Genomic DNA, 17,548 nt, shown 5'->3' with positions numbered 1-17,548 from the left:
CGGCCTCGTCCAGCAGCGGCCGTTCGGCATAGACCGATCCGTCGATCGGCGAGATACATTTCACACTCTGTGTCATGATGCCTTCTTTGCGTAGCTGCCGACCTCGACGAGGTTGCCGTCGGGGTCGTTGAAATAGACCGAAACGATGGGTCCGCGTGCGCCCGATTTCTCCACCGGACCTTCGAGAATGTCCACGCCCTCCCTTTTCAGGTGGGCGATAATCTCGTCCGGGGAGATCTGCGTGAACAGGCAGATATCGCCCGACCCGACGCGGGCGCGGTTGCGTGTCTCCTGACCCAGCGTTTGCAGGTTGATCTTCTGGTCTCCCGCCATCAGCGCTTTGCGCGTACCGGCGAAGGTCACGCATTCCATCCGCAGCACGCGGGTATAGAATGCCACCGCACGGTCGATATCGCCGACCGTCAGCACAAGGTGGTCGATGCCCCCGATCATTTGCGGCTCCCCCTTCGGATCCCGGGCAGCGGTGTCTGCCGCATCATGACCTCTCGAAGCCGCGCGCGATCTCCCAGTCGGTCACGGCGCGGTCGAAGGTTTCCTGCTCGATCTCGGCGCAATGCGTGTAATGGTCTATCACATCGTCGCCCATCGCCGCGCGCAGCATTTCCGATCCGCCAAGCGCGGCCGCCGCCGCGCGCAGCGTGCGCGGGATTTCCGGGGCACCCGCGGCGGCGTAGATATCGCCCGTCGCCGGCGAGGCAAGCTCCAGTTCACGCTCGATTCCCGCCAGTCCGGCGGCCAGCAGCGCGGCCTGCGCCAGATAGGGGTTGAGATCGGACCCGCCGATCCGGCACTCGATGCGCACCGCGCGGCTTCCCTCGCCGCACAGCCGGAAGGCGCCGGTCCTGTTGTCAACCGTCCAGACCGCCCGGGTTGGCGCGAAGGTGCCTTTGACGAAGCGCTTGTAGCTGTTGATGTTGGGGGCGAGGAACCAGGTCAGATCGGCGGCATGGGCGATCTGACCGGCCACGAAATGGCGCATCAGCGCCGACATTCCGTGCGCTGCCGCCGGGTCGTGGAACAGCGGTGCCCCGTCGGCCCACAGCGACTGGTGCAGGTGCGAGGACGAGCCGACCTTGTCGGGCCGCCACTTGGCCATGAAGGTGGCGGACAGGCCGTGCGCCCAGGCGATCTCCTTTGCCGCGTGTTTGGCGATGGTGTGATGATCGGCGCAGGACAGCGCGTCGGCATAGCGGATGTTCAGTTCCTCCTGCCCGGTCTCGGCCTCGCCCTTGGTGTTCTCTACCGGGATCCCGGCCGCGTAGAGGTGGTTGCGCAGCGGCCGCATCACCACCTCTTCCTTGGTGGTCTGGAAGATGTGGTAATCCTCGTTGTAGCCGCTGACCGGTCGCAGGTCGCGGAAGCCTGCCTTGCGATTGTCGTCGACCGTACCCTCGAAGAGGAAGAACTCGAGCTCGCTCGCCATCATCGGGGTGAAGCCCATCGCCTCGGCGCGCGCCACCTGCCGTTTAAGGATGGCCCGGGGATCGTGCGGGACCGGCGCGTGTGCGTGATGGTCGAGCACATCGCAGAGCACCATCGCGGTACCGTCGAGCCAGGGAACCGGCCGCAGCGTCGAAAGGTCGGGCTTCAGCACGTAATCGCCATAGCCATGTGCCCAGCTTGTCGCGGCGTAGCCGTCGGGGGTCGCCATTTCCATATCGGTGGCCAGAAGGTAGTTGCAGGCATGGGTTTCGCCATGGCCGTGATCGACGAAATAGCGCGCATGGTACCGTTTGCCCATCAGGCGGCCCTGCATGTCGGTGATACAGGTCAGAACCGTATCTATCCGGCCCTCGGCGACGGCGGATTTCAGGGCATCAAAGGTCAGCGGCGCTGGCATGGCGGGGCTCCGGTGCTCGGGTGGATCTGGGGCCGGCCCCGGCGGTGGCCGGGACCGGAGTTCATGGCTGCTGCGACGGGATCAGTCGAAGGCATAGGGCGGGCCGGCCTGCCCGATCACGGTGTTGTAGTCGCGGAAGATCTGCACCATCTTCGCGTGAACCTCGCCCTCCTGGGCGATCTCGTCCCAGAATTCGATCGCCGCCTCCTCGACCGCCTTCCATTCGGCGGCGGGGATCGAGCGCAGTTGCAGCTTGTCGCCCTCGGCGCGCAGCCGCGCCTCGCCGCCCCAGTACCACTGGTTGCGATAGGTGTGGCTGGCCTCGATCCCGGCCATCACGATCTGCCTGAGGTGCTCGGGAAGATCGGCCCATTGCCCTTCGTTGACGAAGAACGAACCGATCCAGGCGCCCGAGATGTTGTTGGTCAGGAAGTAATCCGTCACCCCGGCCCAGCCGACGGTGTAATCCTCGGTGATCCCCGACCACGCCATGCCGTCAAGCTCGCCGGTCTGCACGGCAAGCTCGGCATCCTCGTAGGGAATGGTTACCGGCACCACACCGAAGCGCGACAGGAAACGCCCGGCCGTGGGGAAGGTATAGAGCTTCAGTCCCTGCAGATCGGCCAGCGATGTGACTTCTTTTTTGGTGTTGAAGTTGCACGGGTCCTGCCCGGCGGCCGACAGCCAGGTCACGCCGACCTTGGCGTATTCCTCGCGCCAGATGTCGGCCAGACCGTACTGGTTGAACAGCACCGGGATATCGAGCGAATGCTTGGTCGCCAGCGGGAAGTAGCCGCCGAAGACACGCAGCGGTGTCGGCGAGGCCATGGAATCGTCGTCGGAATGCACAGCGTCGATGGTGCCGCGCTGGAGCGCCTGGAAAAGCTCTCCGGTGGGGACGATCTGGTCGGCGTAGAACAGTTCGATTTCCATCTCGCCGTTGGCTGCGGCGTTGATGTAGTCGACCGCCGGCTTGGTCACCTCCTGCCCCAGCGCCGAGCCGGCATAGGTCTGCATGCGCCACCTGATCGGGGACTGGGCCTTCACGATGGCCGGCGCGGCAAGCACGGCGGCCGGCGCCAGCGCGGCGCCACGCAGGAAACGGCGTCTTGTGTTTTTCATCGTCATTCTCCTTCTGTTGGCCTTTTGGGTGGATGCTCCGTTGGCGGAGTTCTTGGGATCAGTTTTCGTACACCTGGTCGGGCAGCCAAAGCGCTATTTCGGGGAAGACCATCACCAGCGCCAGCGCCACGGTCATCACCAGCACGAACGGCACGATGGAACGATAGATGTCGCGGATCGAGATTTCAGGCGGTGCCATGGCCCGCATCAGGAAGAGATTGTAGCCGAACGGCGGCGTCATGTAGGCGATCTGGCAGGTGATGGTGTAGAGCACCCCGTACCAGACCAGATCGAAGCCCAACTGGCCCACCAGCGGCACGTAGAGCGGCGCCACGATCACCAGCATCGCCGTATCGTCGAGGAACGTTCCCATCAGGATGAAGCTGAGCTGCATCAGGATCAGGATCACCCAGGGCGAAAGCCCCAGCCTTTCGGTGAACAGGTTGTCGATCGCCTTGACCGCGCCGAGCCCGTCGAAGACGGCGCCAAAGGCGAGCGCGGCGAGGATGATCCACATGAACATGCAGCTTACCCCCAGGGTCGAGCGCACCGAGCTTTCGAACACCTGCCATGTCAGCCGCCGCTTGACGAGCGCGGCGAGCAGCGCGGCCATCGCCCCGATCGCCGAGCTTTCGACAAGCGATGTCCAGCCGTTGACGAAGGGCACCATCATGGCGAAGAAGATGAACAGCGGCAGCAGCCCGGCGCCCAGAAGGGCGATCTTCTCGCGCAGCGGGATTTTCCGGTCCTCTTTCGGCAGCACCGGCCCAAGCTCGGGCTGAAACCAGCAGCGTATCGCGATGTAGACGATGAAAAGCCCGGCCATCATCAGCCCGGGAAACACCCCCGCCAGCCAGAGCTGCCCGACCGGCTGGCGTGCGATCATCGCGTAAAGTACCAGCACCACCGACGGTGGCACCAGGATGCCGAGCGACGATCCGGCCTGGATGACGCCGGTCACCATCCGCTTGTCGTAGCCGCGTTTCAGCAGTTCGGGCAGCGCGATGGTGGCCCCGATCGCCATGCCGGCGACGCTGAGCCCGTTCATCGCCGAGATCAGCACCATCAGCCCGATGGTGCCGATGGCGAGCCCGCCGGCGACACCGCCCATCCACACATGGAACATGCGGTAGAGATCGTCGGCGATGCGGCTGTTGGACAGGATGTAGCCCATGAAGATGAACATCGGCAGCGTCAGCAGCGGATACCATTTCATCACCTTGATCGCCGCCGCGAAGCCGAGGTCGAATCCGCCCCGGTCGCCCCACAGAAGATAGGCGGCGATCACAGCGACGAAGCCGATGGCGCCGAACACCCGCTGCCCGGTGAACAGCAGCAGCATCATCGACGAGAACATCAGCAGCGCGATCAGATCGTAGGACATCAGTTCGTCTCCTCGCGCGGATAGGGTTCGCCCCTGAGGCGCAGGATGTCCTTGAGAAATTCCGAGATCGCCTGCAGCAGCATCAGGAAGATGCCGGTGCACATGATCACCTTGATCGGCCACAGATAGGGGCGCCAGGCAGAGGGGCTGCGCTCTCCGCCGTACTGGAAGGAATAGATCGTGCTGGCGATCCCGCCCCAGAGCAGGAAGCCCAGATAGACGATCAGGAAGATCACCGTGATCGCATCGACCTGCGCCTTGCGCCGGCTGGTCCATTCGCCATAGAGCAGATCCATGCGGACGTTCGAACCCATCTGGATCGAATAGGGCCCGCCGAGCATGTAATAGGCGACCATGGCGAACTGCGCCATTTCCAGCGTCCACATCGAGGGCAGGAAAAAGACCTTCGAGACCGACGACCAGAGCAGGATCGCCATCATCACGAATATGCCGTACATGACAACCCGGCCGATGAACCGGTTCAGCCCGTCGATGCGGCGGATGTAGCCTCTGGCGAAATTCATCATCCTTCGCTTTCCTGCCTCTCGTATGCGACCGGGGCCGCACCGTCGCCGCCAGCGCCTGCCCGGACGAGCGCCGCCAGTTCGCCGGCCACGCGCCGCACCCCGGCCGGGCTGTCGATCAGGTCGTTGCGCACCTCGATCATGACGTTGGGCAGTCCGGTGGCGACGCCATGTTCGCGCAGGGTATGGGTCACCCCGTCGCGCATCGCGTAGGGTTCGTTCAGTGCCGTGCGCATCGAGACACGGTGCGGCGCTTCCGCCAGCATCCGCTTTGCGAGCCGCGCATCGCCGTCATGCAGAAGCCCCAGTTCGACCGTTCGCCGCTGCCCGTTGTAGACTGGGGTGAAGCTGTGGATGGTGACCAGAACCGCCGGCCGGCGATGCGCGCCGAGCACCCGTTCGAGCGCGGCACGGAACGGATGATAGATCGCCGTTACCCGACGCCGTGCATCCCGTGCGGAAAGGGCGCGATTGCCGGGGATGCCGAACCTTTCGCTCCGTTCCGGGATGGCGTCCGGTGCCCCGGGCGGGCGGTTGCAGTCATAGACCAGCCGGGAGACGCGCGACGCCACCAGCGGCGCGTCGAGTTCCGCCATCAGGTCGAGCGCCAGATCCATCGCGCCGATATCCCAGGCGGCGTGCGAGACCAGCCCCTCGGCATCGAGCCCGAGATCCCCCAGTGCCGCCGGAATGAACCGGCTCGCATGTTCGCACACCAGCGCCACCGGGCTTTCGCCGCGCGGATTGTAGACCCGGACCGCCGGCCCTTCGTCCGGTCGCAGCAGGGGTGAATCGTCGGCCGTTTCCATACCCCCAATTGGTTAGCGCTCGCGGCGTTCTGTCAACAAAATTTCTGTAGACATCGTTACAGTGCAAAAATAACCTGAAGCATATGCTAAAAAGCAGGCAGCCGTGATACCCAGCGCCAGAATCGTCAAGCAACTGATACAGGACCGGGTCGACGGCCTGACCCGTTCGGAGCGTCAGCTTGCCGTGGCGCTGCTTCAGGATTACCCGATGGCGGGGTTGCAATCGATCACCAGACTGGCGGCAACCGCGACCGTTTCGACGCCCACCGTCATCCGCATGGTGCGCAAGCTTGGTTTCGACGGCTTCCCCGATTTCCAGGAGGCCCTGCGCGCCGAAGTGGCGGCGCAGATCAGAAAGCCTATCTCGAAGCACGAACGCTGGCTGGCCGATGCTTCGCCCGGTCACGCGCTGAACCGGTTTGCCGAGGTGGCGGCGGCCAACCTGCACCACACGCTCGAACGGCTCGACCCGGAGCAGTTCGACGAGGCGGCGCTGCTTCTGGCCGATACCGGCAGGCATGTCTATGTCGCCGGCGGGCGGATCACCCGCTCCAACGCCGACTACCTGTTCAATCACATCCAGATCATCCGGCCCGGCGTGACACAGTTGAGCTCGTCGGCCAATGTGTGGCCGCAATATCTGCTCGACATGGGGCCGGATGCGACGCTGGTGCTGTTCGATATCCGGCGCTACGAAGGCAACATGCAGCGGCTGGCCGAACTGGCGCGCGAACGTGGCGCCCGGATCGTGCTGTTCACCGATCAGTGGGGCTCTCCCATCGGCAAGGTTGCCCACCATGTGTTCCATGCCTATGTCGAGGCGCCGTCAAGCTGGGATTCGACGGTTGCGATCATGCTGATCGCCGAGGCCCTGATCGCCGAGGTACAGAAAGTGCGCTGGGACAGCAGCAGGGAACGGATCGAGGATCTGGAAAGCATGTTCAGCACGACACGGCTGTTCCGTTCGCCCGGCGGCTGATCGCGGCATTTCGACTTTCTCCGAGGCATCGCATCGCGGGAAATGCCCCGAGCCGTTGGCGAGAGGCAGAGTTTCCAGATTCGATTAAAAGTCGAAGTGCCGCAGCGATCAGACCGGCCTTGGCCGGCGACGATCGCTTCAGCCGTTGTGCAACGTGTCGTCGTGGGTCATGTCGAGGTCGGCGCGGAGGAAGCCGATATCGGACAGTTCTCCGTCGCTCAGCTTCGACAGGGCCTTGCGGGTTTCGTTACGCTCGCGCCAGGCGACAATTTCCTGCGCGACACCACTGATAAAACGACGAATCGGGCCGTGGCCGGTCGTCTGGGGCGTGTCATAGAATGCCATGGTCTCCTCCTCTCTTTCCCGATGAAATGGACTTTTCCGTTTGCCGGAGTCATATGCAGCTAGCGCCGCCGATGCGCCGGTACAATTGCGTACAGGTCATGCCCGACATGCATTTTTTGCATGAATTCCGGCGCAAGAACGGCGGAGAATCGTACGCCATCCAATTGCGACATGGCGGGGTGTCGCAATTGGAATGGTCCCGACGCGTTTGGATGGCACAGCGTCGGATTCCGGCAACGGCCATTGCGTTTTCGGGGTTGGGCAGGCCGCTTATTTCTGGCCGATGTTCACTTTTCGTGCTAACCAGCGTCAAACGACAAGAGCAGACAGTGGCAAAAAGGCAACGTTCATGCGCGTAATTGGCATCGACCCGGGGTTGCGGATTCTGGGCTGGGGCGTGATCGAGGTGAACGGTTCGCGACTCACCCATGTCGAAAACGGGCTGTGCACCTCTTCGGCACAAGACGATCTCGGCACACGGCTGCTGTCGCTGCACGACCAGCTTGCCGCCATCATCGCGCGGCTGAGGCCGCAGGCCGCCGCCGTCGAGCAGACCTTTGTCAACCGCGACGGGGCGGGCACGCTGAAGCTGGGGCAGGCGCGCGGGGTTGCGATGCTGGTGCCGGCGCGCGCCGGGATCGTGGTGGGCGAATATGCTCCGAACGCGGTCAAGAAGACGATCGTCGGGGTGGGGCATGCCGAAAAGCACCAGATCGCCCATATGATCGGTATCCATTTTCCCGGTGTCGATCTGGCCGGGCCCGATGCGGCCGACGCGCTGGCGATCGCCATCACCCATGCCTACCACCTGCAATCGGGATCGCGCCTGCAACAGGCGATCGCGAGGGCGTCGTGATCGGGCGTCTGGCCGGACGGATCGATTATCGTGGCACGGATCATGTCCTGCTTGATGTCGGGGGGGTGGGATATATCGTCCACGTTTCCGAGCGCACGCTGATGGCGCTGCCCGGGCCGGGCGGTTTCGCCGCGCTCTATACCGATCTGGTGGTGCGCGAGGATCTGTTGCAACTGTTCGGGTTCACCTCGTTGCAGGAAAAGGAATGGCACCGGCTGCTGACCTCGGTTCAGGGTATCGGCGCCAGGGCGAGCATGGCGATTCTCGGAACGCTCGGGGCCGACGGGGTTGGCCGTGCCATCGCGCTGGGGGACTGGACCGCGGTTCGCGCCGCCCCCGGTGTCGGGCCGAAGCTGGCGCAGCGCGTGGTCAATGAACTGAAAGACAAGGCACCCGCCGTCATGGCGATGGCGGGCAGCTTCGCGCGGGTGACCGAAGCGCCGGAACCTGCCGGCGGCGTCCCCTCCGCGCAGCCGGCCCCGATGCCCGTGTCCGTACCGGATACGTCCGCCGCGGCTCAGTCCGATGCGCTGTCGGCGCTGGTCAATCTGGGCTATCAGCAGGGCGAGGCCGCCAGCGCCGTCGCCCGCGCCATGACGGAAAGCGCCGGTGCCGATACCGCCGCGCTGATCCGTGCGGCGCTGAAACTGCTGGCGCCGAAGGGATAAGCGATGACCGAGCCCGATCCGCTTCTGCGTGCCGGCCCGCAGCCGGGGGATGGCGGCGAAGACCGTGCGCTGCGCCCCCAGGCGCTGTCGGAGTTCATCGGCCAGGCCGAGGCACGTGCCAACCTTGCCGTTTTCATCGAATCCGCCCGGCGCCGGGGCGAGGCGATGGACCACACGCTGTTTCACGGCCCGCCCGGTCTGGGCAAGACGACGCTGGCGCAGATCATGGCGCGCGAACTGGGGGTCAGTTTCCGCATGACCTCGGGTCCGGTGCTGGCCCGGCCCGGCGATCTGGCCGCGATCCTGACCAATCTGGAATCGCGCGACGTTCTGTTCATCGACGAGATCCACCGCCTCAATCCGGTGGTCGAGGAGGTGCTCTACCCGGCGCTGGAGGATTTCGAGCTCGATCTGGTGATCGGCGAAGGGCCGGCGGCGCGCACTGTCCGGATCGAGCTTCAGCCCTTCACGCTGGTGGGCGCGACAACCCGGCTCGGCCTGCTGACAACGCCGCTGCGCGACAGGTTCGGCATTCCGACCCGGCTGCAATTCTACACCGTGGGCGAGTTGCACGAGATCGTCACCCGCAATGCCCGCCTGCTCGGCATTCCGACCGAGCCCGCGGGCGCGCGCGAGATCGCCTCGCGCGCCAGAGGCACGCCGCGCATCGCCGGGCGGCTCCTGCGCCGGGTGGTGGATTTCGCCCTGGTCGAGGGCGACGGGCGGCTGACCCGCGATCTGGCCGACAGCGCGCTGACCCGGCTGGGGGTCGACCATCTGGGGCTCGACGGGGCCGACCGGCGCTATCTGCTGCTGCTGGCCGAAAACTATGCCGGCGGGCCGGTGGGGGTAGAGACCATCTCGGCCGCCCTGTCGGAAAGCCGCGACGCGCTGGAAGAGGTGATCGAACCCTACCTGCTGCAACAGGGGCTGATCCAGCGCACGCCGCGCGGCCGGATGCTGGCGCAGAAGGCGTGGGATCATCTGGGCCTGCCGGTGCCGCGCCCGGCGTCGGAGCGCAACGGCGCACAGGGCGGGCTGTTCGAGTGATGTCGGGCGCTTTCGCCCACAAGAACGCAGGGAGCCGCCGGTGACGCCGCAGCAGATCGAGGCCCTTTTCACCCGCCCGGACGGAAGCTATCTCTGCGCCCGCTGGGAGCGGCCCGTCGCCCCGGTGGTCTTCGGTGTCGATGACGCGACGCTTTCGCTGCTCAAGGGCGCTTGCGAGGCGGTGATCGCCCTGGCCGGTCACCGGATGGCCGCGACCGACGCCGAAACAGGGGCCAATCTGATGGTCTTCTTCCTCCGCGACTGGGCCGAGCTTCTGGACGTGCCCGATCTCGGCCGGCTGGTGCCCGGCCTCGCGGCGCTGGTTGCGCGGTTGCGGGCGGCGGATGCCAACCAGTACCGCGCCTTCCGGTTCGAGAAATCCGGCGCGATCCGCGCCGCCATGGTATTCCTGCGCATGGACGAGGCTCTGTCGGCCATGCCCGCCGACAACCTGAGCCTCGACCAGATGATCCGGATCATCCTGCTGTGGTCCGAAACCGCCTTTCGCGACCGTTCACCGCTGGCCCTGAGCCGGGACGGCGCGACCGTCCTGCGCCCGGAAATCGCCGGAATCGTCCGCGCCGCCTACGATCCGGCGATGCCGCCCGCCGCGACCGATCCGAGCCATGCCCTGCGGCTGGCGGCACGCATCGCGGCGGCCGGCCGCGCTTGATTTCCCGGCCGGTCCGTGGGAAGCGGTTGGGGGTGAGCCGGACGCAGGCCCTTCGCGCAACGCGAGCCGGGGAAGGAGACCGCCATGCCGCACATCCACACGCTCCGCGTCTATTACGAAGACACCGACATGGCGGGGATAGTCTATTACGCCAATTACCTGAAGTTCATCGAGCGCGGGCGTTCGGAATGGGTGCGCGGTATCGGGGTCGACCAGAACGCGCTGCGCGACGAGACAGGTATCGTCTTTGCCGTCCGGCGGATCGAGGCCGATTACCTCGCCCCGGCGCGGCTGGACGATGTGCTGACGGTCGAAACCGGACTGACCGGGATCAGCGGTGCGCGGTTCGTCATGGACCAGCGGGTGCTGCGCGGGGCGCAGGTGCTGTTCGCGGCACGGGTTGTCGTGGTTGCCATGTCGCTGGACGGGCGACCGCAACGGCTGCCCGAGGCGGTGCGGACCCTGATGGCGGCATAGCGCGGCGCGCGCGGCGGGATTCCGCACAGGTCACCGGCCGCATGCGGCGTTTGTCCGTCGTAACACCTTCGTGTTGGCCTTTCCCCTTCAAACCGGGTAAGTTTCGCGGCAAGAGCCGCCCGAGAAGCGGCAGACAACACGAGCAGGCACATGGATCCGTCGACCCTTTCCGCGGCGCAGGAGATAGATTTCTCGCTGTGGGCGCTTTTCGCCCGCGCCACCTTTACCGTCAAACTCGTGATGCTGATGCTGATTGCGGCCTCGTTCTGGTCGTGGGCGATCATCATCCAGAAACACATCAATTTCAGGCTGGCCCGCCGCCAGACCGAGGATTTCGACGAGAAATTCTGGTCCGGCGAGCCGCTGGACGAATTGTTCGACCAGGTTGGCCCTGATCCGAAATCGGCGCCCGAGCGGATCTTTGCTGCCGGAATGACCGAATGGCGCCGGTCGCACCGCGCCGATGGCGGGCAGATCGCCGGGGCGCAGGCGCGAATCGACCGCTCGATGGACGTGGCGATCGCCAAGGAGGCCGAGGAGATGAACCGTGGCCTGGGCTTTCTGGCGACGGTCGGGTCGACCGCGCCCTTCGTCGGGCTGTTCGGCACGGTCTGGGGGATGAAGAACGACTTCGAGGAGATCGCCGCGTCGCAGAACACCAACCTCGCCGTGGTTGCGCCGGGTATTTCCGAGGCGCTGGTGGCCACCGGGCTGGGCCTGCTGGCGGCCATTCCGGCGGTGATCTTCTACAACAAGCTGCAAAGCGATTCCGACCGCATCGTCGGCGGCTGGGAGAGCTTTGCCGACGAATTCTCGACCATCCTGTCGCGGCAGTTGGATAGCTGAGCCATGGGCGCCGGTGCGATGAAATCCGATGGCGGAGGCGGCAGCCGGCGGCGGCGGCGGTCGCACCGGCATCCGCGCGCGATGTCCGAGATCAACGTGACGCCCTTTGTCGACGTTATGCTGGTGCTGCTGATCATCTTCATGGTGGCGGCCCCGATGCTGACGGTGGGCGTGCCGGTGGAACTGCCCAGGACGGCGGCGCAGGCCCTGCCGCACGAGCAGGAGGAACCGCTGGTGATCAGCCTTTCCGCCGACGGAACCGTCACCATCATGACGACCGAGGTGCCCGAGGCCGAACTGGTGAGCCGCCTGCGCGGCATTGCCGCCGAACGCGCCGACGACAAGGTGTTCCTGCGCGCCGACGGCGCGATCCCCTACGAACGCGTCATGCAGGTAATGGGTGCGCTGAATGCCGGCGGTTTCTCGAATATCGGGCTGGTGACGGACAGCGGCGGCCCGACACTCGACGGCGGAGATGGTTAGCGCGATCCACATGAATACCGGGGCCAGGGTCTCGGGCATCGCCCATGCGGTGCTGATCTTCTGGATGCTGTTCGGGGGATTGTTCTCGTTCGCCCGAAATGACACGGAATTCACCAACGTAACCGTCATCTCGGGTGAGGAATTTGCCGCGATGATGGCGGCGCGGCCGGCGGCCCCCGAGGTAACGGATGCCCCGGCCACCCCGAGCGCGCCCGATACGGCCCGGGCCCCGGAGGTTCCGCAGGCCGAGACACCGCCGCAATCGCGCCCCGCGCCCGAAGCTGCCGAAAGTCCCCGGAGCGAGGACAGGCCGGAGGTGGCCGAGACTTTCGAGCCGCCGCAGGCCGAGGTGCGGCCGGTGGCGCCTGCGGCGCCTGCAATGCCCGATGCGCCCGAGGGCGCCGGCATGGTGCTGGCGCCCGAACGCGCGCCGGTGCCGCGAACGGCACCACGTGTGGCGCCGCTTCCGGCGGAGCGCCCCGCACCCGATGCCGAGGTGGCGCCCGAACTGCGCGAAGCGGTTCGCCCCGACGAGAACACCGCCGGAGAAACCCCGGTCGAGGCGCAGTCGGCCACGGCCCCCGAAGAGGCGGGCACGGAACTGACCACCGAGGCGACCGAGGAGCCGGGCGGAACCGCCGTGGCGCTGGCGCCCACAGGTACGCCGCGCCCGCACAGCCGGCCGGCGCGGCCGGCGCCGGCGCCGGTCAGCGAAGCGGCCAGCCAGCGCGCGGCGTCAGGAAACGTTGCCAGCCGCAGCGAGCCCGGAACACCGCCGGCCGAAACGGCCGAACCCGCCGCCGAAGATGCGATAGCCGCCGCCGTGGCCGAGGCCGTCGCCGGCGGAACCCCGTCGGAGGCCTCGGGCACCGGCACCGTCGCCAGCGGGCCGCCGCTGACTTCGGGCGAGCGCGACGCGCTGCGGATTGGGGTCGAACGCTGCTGGAACGTCGGGTCGCTGTCGACCGACGCACTGGGCACCACGGTCACGGTTTTCGTTTCGATGAACGAAAACGCGACACCCGATGTGGCCTCGATCCGGATGACCGGCTATGAGGGCGGCAGCGAAGCCGCCGCACGGCAGGCGTTCGAGGCCGCACGCAGGGCGATCATCCGCTGCGGCGGCGATGGTTTCGACCTGCCGGCGGAGAAATACGCTCACTGGCGCGAGATCGAGATGGTATTCAATCCCGAAAAAATGAGGATCAAGTGATGTTCCTGCGTACCCTGGTCCTGGCGATCGCCTGCCTGCTGCCCCTCCAGGGCGCACTGGCGCAGAGCCCTCTGCGGATCGAGATCACCGAAGGGGTGATCGAACCGCTGCCCTTTGCCATTCCGGCATTCGTTGCCGAATCGGGCGCGGCCGGACAGGCGGCCAACGATGTCACCCGGGTGATCGCGCAGGATCTGGAGGGCACGGGCCTCTTCCGCGAGATCCCCGCCGATTCGCATATCGCCCGCGTTACCAGCTTCGATGCGCCGGTTTCCTATCCCGACTGGAAGGCGATCAACGCGCAGGCGCTCATCACCGGTGCGGTCAGTGTTTCGGACGGCGGGCAGGTGACGGTCAAGTTCCGCCTGTTCGACGTGTATTCCGGCGCTCCGCTGGGGGACGGATTGCAGCTTTCAGGCTCGCAGGCGAGCGTGCGGCGGCTGGCGCACAAGGTGGCCGATCAGGTCTATTCCCGGATCACCGGCGAGGGCGGCTATTTCGACAGCCGCGTCGTTTTCGTGCACGAGGAAGGACCGAAGGACGCGAGGCTCAAGCGGCTGGCGGTGATGGATTACGATGGCGCGAATGTCGCCTATCTGACCGATGCGTCCTCGCTGGTGCTGGCGCCGCGGTTTTCGCCCAACGGTGACCGGGTGCTTTATACCTCCTATGCCAGCGGCGTGCCCGAGGTTTACATGATGCAGGTCGGCAACGCGGTGCAGCAGCGGCTGCTTGCCGGGCAATCCGGCACGATGACCTTCTCGCCGCGATTCGGGCCCGACGGCACGACGGTGGTGTTTTCGGAATCGCGCGGCGGCAACACCGATATCTTTCTCCACCGAATCGGCGGCCAGTCGTCGCAACTGACCGCAACCCCCGCCATCGAAACCTCGCCCAGCTTTTCGCCCGACGGCGCGCAGATCGTGTTCGAAAGCGATCGTTCGGGTACGCAGCAGCTCTATGTCATGCCCGCCTCGGGCGGGGAGGCGCGGCGGATCTCGCAGGGCCCGGGGCGCTACGGCACACCGGTCTGGTCGCCACGCGGCGACCTGATCGCCTTCACCAAGCAGAATGAGGGCCGCTTTCACATTGGCGTGATGCGCACCGACGGCTCCGAGGAGCGCCTGCTCACCGCGTCGTTCCTCGACGAGGGGCCGACATGGGCGCCTAACGGCCGGGTGGTGATGTTCACCCGGCAAAGCTCGGGCGCGGCGGGCCAGCCGGCGCTCTATTCGGTCGACATCACCGGGCGCAACCTGCGCCGGGTGCCGACACCGGGCGCCGCCTCGGATCCGGCCTGGTCGCCGCTGCTGCCCTGACGCGCGTGCCCCCGCCGCCACCGGGATACGGCGGCGGAATCGGGACGTCTGCTAGGCGTTCCCTTGGCGACCTGCCAATGATAGTAGTGCGAGAGAGGTTTTTACGGAGCAGTCACATCATGGCTCATATCGCCATCAAGGCCGTCCTGCTGATCGCGGCGCTTGGCGTATCCGCCTGCGCGAAGAAGGTGGACAGCAACAGCATGGCCGGCGGCTACGGCGCCGGCGGCTACGGGGCGGCGGGAGACGCCTCGAACCCGGCCTCGCCGGCCTATTTCCAGTCGCGCGTGGGCGACCGTGTCCTGTTCCCGGTCGATCAGTCCTCGCTGACCGCCGAGGCGCAGCAGACGCTGAACGGGCAGGCGGGCTGGCTCAATCAGAACACCGGCTACAACGCGACCGTCGAAGGCCATGCCGACGAACAGGGCACGCGCGAATACAACCTTGCGCTCGGTGCGCGGCGGGCCAACGCGGTGCAGGAATACCTGATCTCGCGCGGTGTTGCGGGAACGCGGCTCGATACCGTCAGCTACGGCAAGGAGCGCCCGCTCGAGATCTGCTCGGAAGAGGCCTGCTATGCCAAGAACCGCCGCGCCGTGACCGTGCTGCGCGCCGCGCCGACAAGCTGAGGCGCCACGCCATGCACCGGACCCTTCTTGTCCTTGCCGGCCTGGTCGCGCTGGCCCAGCCCGTTGCGGCGCAGGGCGGTTCCGAAACGCTCGCCGATATCCGTCAGGAACTGACCGTGCTCTACGTCGAGGTGAAGAAGCTGACGCAGGAGCTTTCGACCACCGGGGCGTCGGGAGCGCAGCAGCTTCCCCCCTCGGTCATCGACCGGGTGAATGTGATCGAATCCGAATTGCAGCGCCTGACCGCACAGACCGAAGAGCTGCAGTTTCGCGTCGACCGGATCGTCAAGGATGGCACCAACCGGATCGGCGATCTGGAGTTCCGGCTTTGCGAGCTTGAGGACGCCTGCGACGTGAGCAAGCTGGGCGATACCCCGACGCTGGGCGGCGGTGTGCTGCCCGCCCCGCCCGCGACGGCCGCATCCGAAACCGGGGGCGGCGCGCAGCTTGCCATGGGGGAGCGGGCCGATTTCGACCGGGCCGAGGCGGCGCTTTCGTCGGGCGATACCGCCAGCGCGGCGCGGCTGTTCGCCACCTTCGCCGAGACCTATCCCGCCGGCCCGCTGACCCCGCGCGCGCATCTGCTGGCCGGCGATGCCCACAGTCAGCTGGGCGAGACCAGATCGGCGGCGACGGCCTATCTCAACGCCTTTTCCGCCGAACCTGCCGGCGGTACGGCGCCGCAGGCGCTGCTGAAACTGGGCGAGAGCCTCGGGACGCTGGGCCAGACCGATGAAGCCTGCGTAATGCTGGGCGAGGTTGGCGCGCGCTTTCCCGGCAGTGCCGAAGTGACCTCGGCCGATGCCGCCCGCAGCCGGCTCGGCTGCCCCTGAGGGCAGGGATGCAGGAGGCGCCATGACGCTCGAAACCCGCTTTGCCGAGGCCATGGACCGGCTTTTGCCGGAACCGTGCCCAAGGCGGCTGGGGGTTTCGGTGTCGGGCGGCGGCGATTCCACCGCGTTGATGTATCTGGTTGCGGAATGGGCGGCGCGTGCCGGCGTGGCGCTTCATGTCGTCACGGTGGATCACGGGTTGCGCCCCGAATCCGCCGCCGAGGCGGGCCGGACCGGGGCGCAGGCCGCCGGGCTGAACCTGCCCCATACCACGCTGCGGCTGGCCGGACTGGCGGGCGGCAACCTTCAGGATGCGGCGCGGCGGGCGCGCCATGCCCTGATCGACCGTTGGCGCGGCGATATCGGGCACGTCCTGATCGGGCATACGATGGACGATCAGGCCGAGACCTTCCTGATCAACCTGGCGCGCGGATCGGGTGTGGCCGGTCTTTCGGGAATGGGCGAGCGGATGCGGATCGTTCAGCCCGATCCGGTTGTGCCTGCCGAATGCCTCGGCCCGATGCCGGAAGACAGCGGACAGGGCGGCCCGGGTTTCGTGTTGCTGCGCCCGCTGCTGGGCGAACGGCGGGAAACGCTGCGCGACTGGCTGCGCGAAAAGGGGATCGAATGGTCGGAAGACCCCTCCAACGATGATCCGGGCTTCGAGCGGGTGCGTATCCGCAACGCGCTGCGCGGCGATACCGGCCTTGGCCTCGACATCGAGGGGCTGGCCGCCACCGCCGGCCGGCTGCGCCGCGCGCGTGTCGCGCTGGAGGCGCGTGCCGCGCAGGTCGCCCGGAGCATTACCCGCATCCGCCATGGCGATGTCATCTTCAGCCGCGAGGCGCTGGCCGGGCTGGAAGCCGAAACCCGTGCCACGCTTCTGGCTCATGCGCTGAGGTGGGTTTCGTCGGCGGCCTACCGGCCGAGGGCACAGGCGCTGGCCGAGGTAACCGAAGACGTGCTCGACGGGCGGGTGCGCACGCTGCACGGCTGTCTGCTGATCGCGCGCGGCGGGGTGATTCGCGTGACGCGCGAGGAAAAGGCGGTTTGCGGTCTTGTGCTGCCCTTCGATGGCGAAACGGTGTGGGACAGGCGCTGGCTGCTGCGCGGGCCGGTGCGCCCCGGTGTCGTGGTGCGTCCGCTCGGCTCGCGCGGGCTGGGTCAGATCGGGCCGATCCCGGGCGGGCGCGACCCGCGGGCGGCGCTGACCGCGCTGCCGGCGCTCTACCAGGGTGAGGAAGTGCTGGCGCTGCCGGGGGTGCTGCCGGGCGCGTGGACAGCCGAATTGCGCCCGCCGCGCGGCGGATTCGTCGAAGCCCTGACCTCGGCCTGACACCGGTTGCCGGCAGCACGGCAAGGTACAGCGTTTCGGCTTTTCGCCGGATCGGCAGGTGCTGCCGCTCGCCGCAGGAAGTCTGCGTTGAGCCCATCGTGACGGTAATCAACTGGCATGACGGAGGGCGGTGCCCGTCTG

20 protein-coding genes are annotated in these 17,548 nt (G+C 66.7%); 13 read left to right on the top strand and 7 right to left on the bottom strand.

Annotated features, from left to right (window positions below; genetic code table 11):
* Positions 1-72 precede the first annotated feature (72 nt).
* From ACK5IR_RS02925 to ACK5IR_RS02900, 6 genes are all read right to left on the bottom strand, one after another.
* Positions 73-453 (bottom strand): VOC family protein, encoded by a 381-nt coding sequence (locus ACK5IR_RS02925; protein WP_416925738.1) that lies wholly within the window; start codon positions 451-453, stop codon positions 73-75.
* Between the two features lie 43 nt (positions 454-496).
* On the bottom strand, positions 497-1,861 hold the full coding sequence (locus ACK5IR_RS02920; protein WP_416925736.1) for a glutamine synthetase family protein: 1,365 nt from the start codon (positions 1,859-1,861) through the stop codon (positions 497-499).
* Between the two features lie 81 nt (positions 1,862-1,942).
* Positions 1,943-2,983 (bottom strand): TRAP transporter substrate-binding protein, encoded by a 1,041-nt coding sequence (locus ACK5IR_RS02915; protein ID WP_416925734.1) that lies wholly within the window; start codon positions 2,981-2,983, stop codon positions 1,943-1,945.
* Positions 2,984-3,041: 58 nt separating this feature from the next.
* A complete protein-coding gene (locus ACK5IR_RS02910) occupies positions 3,042-4,367 on the bottom strand; it encodes a TRAP transporter large permease (protein WP_416925732.1) in 1,326 nt (441 codons plus the stop codon).
* Positions 4,367-4,891, bottom strand: a complete 525-nt coding sequence (locus ACK5IR_RS02905) for a TRAP transporter small permease subunit (RefSeq protein WP_416925730.1) — start codon at positions 4,889-4,891, stop codon at positions 4,367-4,369. Before ACK5IR_RS02905 ends, ACK5IR_RS02910 begins: the two co-directional genes overlap by 1 nt.
* Complete coding sequence (locus ACK5IR_RS02900; RefSeq protein WP_416925728.1) at positions 4,891-5,700, bottom strand: N-formylglutamate amidohydrolase; 810 nt, start codon at positions 5,698-5,700, stop codon at positions 4,891-4,893. Before ACK5IR_RS02900 ends, ACK5IR_RS02905 begins: the two co-directional genes overlap by 1 nt.
* A gap of 103 nt (positions 5,701-5,803) precedes the next feature.
* On the opposite strand from ACK5IR_RS02900, the gene ACK5IR_RS02895 reads away from it, so the two are divergent.
* Positions 5,804-6,679, top strand: a complete 876-nt coding sequence (locus ACK5IR_RS02895; RefSeq protein WP_416925726.1) for a MurR/RpiR family transcriptional regulator — start codon at positions 5,804-5,806, stop codon at positions 6,677-6,679.
* 138 nt (positions 6,680-6,817) lie between these two features.
* Here ACK5IR_RS02895 and ACK5IR_RS02890 read toward each other — a convergent pair whose 3' ends face one another.
* The gene (locus ACK5IR_RS02890) at positions 6,818-7,024 is read right to left on the bottom strand and encodes a DUF1127 domain-containing protein (protein WP_416925724.1); all 207 of its coding nucleotides are present in this window, start codon (positions 7,022-7,024) and stop codon (positions 6,818-6,820) included.
* 349 nt (positions 7,025-7,373) lie between these two features.
* Here ACK5IR_RS02890 and ruvC point away from each other — a divergent pair, with 349 nt between their 5' ends.
* The 12 genes from ruvC (at position 7,374) to tilS (ending at position 17,407) form a co-directional block, all read left to right on the top strand.
* Complete coding sequence (gene ruvC, locus ACK5IR_RS02885) at positions 7,374-7,880, top strand: crossover junction endodeoxyribonuclease RuvC (RefSeq protein WP_416925722.1); 507 nt, start codon at positions 7,374-7,376, stop codon at positions 7,878-7,880.
* Positions 7,877-8,548 carry a Holliday junction branch migration protein RuvA gene (gene ruvA, locus ACK5IR_RS02880; protein WP_416925720.1) on the top strand — a complete coding sequence of 224 codons (672 nt, stop codon included), beginning with the start codon at positions 7,877-7,879 and terminating at the stop codon, positions 8,546-8,548. The genes ruvC and ruvA overlap by 4 nt, the downstream gene beginning before the upstream one ends.
* Before the next feature lie 3 nt (positions 8,549-8,551).
* Positions 8,552-9,598, top strand: a complete 1,047-nt coding sequence (gene ruvB, locus ACK5IR_RS02875; RefSeq protein WP_416925718.1) for a Holliday junction branch migration DNA helicase RuvB — start codon at positions 8,552-8,554, stop codon at positions 9,596-9,598.
* Between the two features lie 40 nt (positions 9,599-9,638).
* Positions 9,639-10,271, top strand: coding sequence for a hypothetical protein (locus ACK5IR_RS02870; protein WP_416925716.1), 633 nt, complete (start codon positions 9,639-9,641; stop codon positions 10,269-10,271).
* A gap of 84 nt (positions 10,272-10,355) precedes the next feature.
* Complete coding sequence (gene ybgC, locus ACK5IR_RS02865) at positions 10,356-10,748, top strand: tol-pal system-associated acyl-CoA thioesterase (RefSeq protein ID WP_416925714.1); 393 nt, start codon at positions 10,356-10,358, stop codon at positions 10,746-10,748.
* Between the two features lie 150 nt (positions 10,749-10,898).
* Complete coding sequence (tolQ, locus tag ACK5IR_RS02860; protein WP_416925712.1) at positions 10,899-11,594, top strand: protein TolQ; 696 nt, start codon at positions 10,899-10,901, stop codon at positions 11,592-11,594.
* A 3-nt stretch (positions 11,595-11,597) separates the two neighbouring features.
* Entirely contained in the window at positions 11,598-12,077 is a 480-nt protein-coding gene (tolR, locus tag ACK5IR_RS02855) for a protein TolR (protein WP_416925710.1), read from the top strand.
* The gene (locus ACK5IR_RS02850; RefSeq protein ID WP_416925708.1) at positions 12,070-13,290 is read left to right on the top strand and encodes a hypothetical protein; all 1,221 of its coding nucleotides are present in this window, start codon (positions 12,070-12,072) and stop codon (positions 13,288-13,290) included. Before tolR ends, ACK5IR_RS02850 begins: the two co-directional genes overlap by 8 nt.
* Positions 13,290-14,609, top strand: a complete 1,320-nt coding sequence (gene tolB / locus ACK5IR_RS02845) for a Tol-Pal system beta propeller repeat protein TolB (RefSeq protein ID WP_416925706.1) — start codon at positions 13,290-13,292, stop codon at positions 14,607-14,609. Before ACK5IR_RS02850 ends, tolB begins: the two co-directional genes overlap by 1 nt.
* Before the next feature lie 119 nt (positions 14,610-14,728).
* Positions 14,729-15,238 carry a peptidoglycan-associated lipoprotein Pal gene (pal, locus tag ACK5IR_RS02840; RefSeq protein ID WP_416925704.1) on the top strand — a complete coding sequence of 170 codons (510 nt, stop codon included), beginning with the start codon at positions 14,729-14,731 and terminating at the stop codon, positions 15,236-15,238.
* 11 nt (positions 15,239-15,249) lie between these two features.
* Positions 15,250-16,071, top strand: coding sequence for a tol-pal system protein YbgF (gene ybgF / locus ACK5IR_RS02835; protein ID WP_416925702.1), 822 nt, complete (start codon positions 15,250-15,252; stop codon positions 16,069-16,071).
* Between the two features lie 22 nt (positions 16,072-16,093).
* Positions 16,094-17,407: a tRNA lysidine(34) synthetase TilS gene (gene tilS, locus ACK5IR_RS02830; protein WP_416925700.1), complete on the top strand. Its 1,314-nt coding sequence runs from the start codon at positions 16,094-16,096 to the stop codon at positions 17,405-17,407.
* Positions 17,408-17,548 lie beyond the last annotated feature (141 nt).

The organism is Tropicimonas sp., from assembly GCF_047971885.1.
Classification (GTDB): domain Bacteria; phylum Pseudomonadota; class Alphaproteobacteria; order Rhodobacterales; family Rhodobacteraceae; genus Tropicimonas.
The sequence above is the reverse complement of the archived record's forward strand: the minus strand, read 5'-3'. Positions and strand labels throughout refer to the sequence as shown.